The organism is Candidatus Nanopusillus massiliensis (genome assembly GCF_920984865.1).
In genome coordinates this window covers 194,524-195,092 of sequence record NZ_OV100765.1, presented here as the reverse complement: position 1 = coordinate 195,092, position 569 = coordinate 194,524, and positions in this window count along the sequence as shown.

Sequence of the window (569 nt, the reverse complement as noted above, 5' to 3'; positions counted from 1 at the left end):
TATTTTCATCAAATGGTTCAATCTTTATTTTTCCATTCTTTATATATTCCTTAATTTTTTTATCTACTAATATCATTATACTGCAATGTACAAATCTGTTATAAATTTAATTAAAGAAATGGATTTTCAATTTTCGTGGCCGGTAGATATAAATTATCATAATAAAAATAAGGGGGATTGGAGAGTAGAAATANTTATAGGAGCAATATTGACTCAAAATACAAAATGGAATNTAGTAGAGAAAAACTTAGAATATTTAAAATCAAAAAATTTTATATTTAGATTAGAAAATATAAATAATTTAGCTATTAATGATATAAAAGTTCCATTTAGATTAAGAAAGCTTAAACATTAAAATATTTATCTAATTATATATTAGAAAACTATGAAAATATTGATAATTTTTCTAAATTGGAAATAAATAAAATAAGGGAAGAATTATTAAAAATAAAGGGAATTGGAAAAGAAACATTTGATGCAATAATATTATATTCATTTGAAAAACCAATATTTGTAGTAGATTATTATACTAAGAAATTCTTTAATAGATTTGTAGAATATGATAAATT